Raw genomic sequence first — 3,185 nt, 5'->3', positions numbered from 1 at the left:
TAGTACATTGAAAACTGAATATAATCAAAAGCAAAAAACCGAGACAATCGAAAAAAACAGATTGAAGAGCGACCGAGAAGAGAGAGAAACTCAACTTGAAATAGGTCAAGTAGAAAAGGGCGCATGGTGAATGCCTTGGCACTAGAAGCCGATGAAGGACGTGACGAACCACGAAAGGCTTCGGGGAGCAGTAAGTAAGCAATGATCCGGAGATATCCGAATGGGGGAACCCAATACCGCGAGGTATTATCATTAACTGTTAAGGTTAATGAAGGAAGACGCAGTGAACTGAAACATCTAAGTAGCTGCAGGAAGAGAAAGAAAAATCGATTTCCCAAGTAGCGGCGAGCGAACAGGAAAGAGCCCAAACCAGCTGGCTTGCCAGTTGGGGTTGTAGGACTGCGATATAGTACTTGAAGTGATAGCAGAATTATCTGGAAAGATAAGCCAGAGAGGGTGAGAGCCCCGTACGCGAAATTGCGGAGAGACTTAGCAGGATCCTGAGTAGGTCGGGACACGAGGAATCCCGATTGAAACCGCGAGGACCATCTCGCAAGGCTAAATACTAACTAGTGACCGATAGTGAACCAGTACCGTGAGGGAAAGGTGAAAAGAACCCCGGAAGGGGAGTGAAAGAGAACCTGAAACCGTGTGCCTACAAGTAGTCAGAGCACATTAAAGTGTAATGGCGTGCCTTTTGTAGAATGAACCGGCGAGTTACGTTATGGTGCAAGGTTAAGTCAGAAAAGACGGAGCCGGAGCGAAAGCGAGTCTGAATAGGGCGAAAGAGTATCATGACGTAGACCCGAAACCAAGTGACCTACCCATGACCAGGTTGAAGGCGTGGTAAAACACGCTGGAGGACCGAACCCACGTGAGTTAAAAATCGCGGGGATGAGTTGTGGGTAGCGGTGAAATTCCAAACGAACTTGGAGATAGCTGGTTCTCTCCGAAATAGCTTTAGGGCTAGCCTCGTGTGAATGATAATGGAGGTAGAGCGCTGTTTGGACTAGGGGCCCGTCAGGGGTTACTGAATCCAGATAAACTCCGAATGCCAGATATCAATGCACGGGAGTCAGACTGCGAGTGATAAGATCCGTAGTCGAAAGGGAAACAGCCCAGATCACCAGTTAAGGTCCCCAAATCTATGCTAAGTGGAAAAGGATGTGGAGTTGCGTAGACAACTAGGATGTTGGCTTAGAAGCAGCCACCATTTAAAGAGTGCGTAATAGCTCACTAGTCGAGTGACGCTGCGCCGAAAATGTACCGGGGCTAAGCATAGTACCGAAACTGTGGATGCATATATTATATGCGTGGTAGGAGAGCGTTCTAAGTGCGGCGAAGTTAGATCGAGAGGACTAATGGAGCGCTTAGAAGTGAGAATGCCGGTATGAGTAGCGAAAGATAGGTGAGAATCCTATCCGCCGAAAGACTAAGGTTTCCTGGGGCAGGCTCGTCCGCCCAGGGTAAGTCGGGACCTAAGGTAAGGCCGAGAGGCGTAGCCGATGGACAACAGGTAGAAATTCCTGTACTGAAATTGTTCGATATGAGCAAAGGAGGGACGCAGGAGGCTAATGACGCATGTTGCTGGAAATACATGTGCAAGCAGTAAGAAAAAAGATGAGTCAAATGCTTGTCTTTAGATTTCAAGCTGTGATGCGGAGCGAAATAAAAGTAGCGAAGGTCATGATGTCACACTGCCAAGAAAAGCTTCTAGCCAGAACAATTTTACCCGTACCGCAAACCGACACAGGTAGTCGAGTGGAGAACACTCAGGTGAGCGAGAGAACTCTCGTTAAGGAACTCGGCAAAATGACCCCGTAACTTCGGGAGAAGGGGTGCTGATAGTAAAATATCAGCCGCAGTGAATAGGCCCAAACAACTGTTTATCAAAAACACAGGTATCTGCAAAATCGTAAGATGACGTATAGGTGCTGACACCTGCCCGGTGCTGGAAGGTTAAGAGGAGAGCTTAGCGTAAGCGAAGGTTTGAATTGAAGCCCCAGTAAACGGCGGCCGTAACTATAACGGTCCTAAGGTAGCGAAATTCCTTGTCGGGTAAGTTCCGACCTGCACGAAAGGTGTAATGATTTGGGCACTGTCTCAACGAGAGACTCGGTGAAATTATAATACCCGTGAAGATGCGGGTTACCCGCGACAGGACGGAAAGACCCCATGGAGCTTTACTGTAGCTTGATATTGAGTATTTGTTAAACATGTACAGGATAGGTAGGAGCCAGAGAAAGTAGGACGCTAGTCTTACCGGAGGCAATGTTGGGATACTACCCTTGTTTGATGGATCCTCTAACTCACAGAGCTGAGCGTTCTGGAGGACAGTGTCAGGTGGGCAGTTTGACTGGGGCGGTCGCCTCCTAAAGTGTAACGGAGGCGCCCAAAGGTTCCCTCAGAATGGTTGGAAATCATTCGCAGAGTGTAAAGGTATAAGGGAGCTTGACTGCGAGAGCTACAACTCGAGCAGGGACGAAAGTCGGGCTTAGTGATCTGGTGGTACTGCATGGAAAGGCCATCACTCAACGGATAAAAGCTACCCTGGGGATAACAGGCTTATCTCCCCCAAGAGTTCACATCGACGGGGAGGTTTGGCACCTCGATGTCGGCTCGTCGCATCCTGGGGCTGAAGTCGGTCCCAAGGGTTGGGCTGTTCGCCCATTAAAGCGGCACGCGAGCTGGGTTCAGAACGTCGTGAGACAGTTCGGTCCCTATCCGTCGTGGGCGTAGGAAATTTGAGAGGAGCTGTCCTTAGTACGAGAGGACCGGGATGGACATACCGCTGGTGTACCAGTTGTCTTGCCAAAGGCATCGCTGGGTAGCTATGTATGGAAGGGATAAGCGCTGAAAGCATCTAAGTGCGAAGCCCCCCTCAAGATGAGATTTCCGATGCGAAAGCAGTAAGACACCTTAAAGACGATGAGGTAGATAGGCTAGGAGTGGAAGCATAGCGATATGTGGAGCGGACTAGTACTAATCAGTCGAGCACTTGACCAAAGCTCAAAGGTTTAAAGGCTAGAGATTATATTCAGTTTTGAGTGTAAAAGCTCAGAAAGAGTACGGTGGCGATGGCAAGAAGGATACACCTGTTCCCATGCCGAACACAGAAGTTAAGCTTCTTAACGCCGAGAGTAGTTGGTGGGAAACTGCCTGCGAGGGTAGGCAGTCGCCGTGCT

2 rRNA genes are annotated in these 3,185 nt (G+C 49.1%); both read left to right on the top strand.

The window, feature by feature from the left end:
- Positions 1-103: 103 nt before the first annotated feature.
- Positions 104-3,006 (top strand): 23S ribosomal RNA (locus tag CP370_RS08935).
- 61 nt (positions 3,007-3,067) lie between these two features.
- A 5S ribosomal RNA gene (gene rrf / locus CP370_RS08930) occupies positions 3,068-3,184 on the top strand.
- The last annotated feature ends 1 nt before the right edge of the window (position 3,185 follow it).

This window comes from Lactobacillus sp. UMNPBX19, from assembly GCF_002553805.1.
In the GTDB taxonomy this organism is placed as follows: domain Bacteria; phylum Bacillota; class Bacilli; order Lactobacillales; family Lactobacillaceae; genus Lactobacillus.
This window is presented reverse-complemented; position numbering and strand designations above follow the sequence as displayed.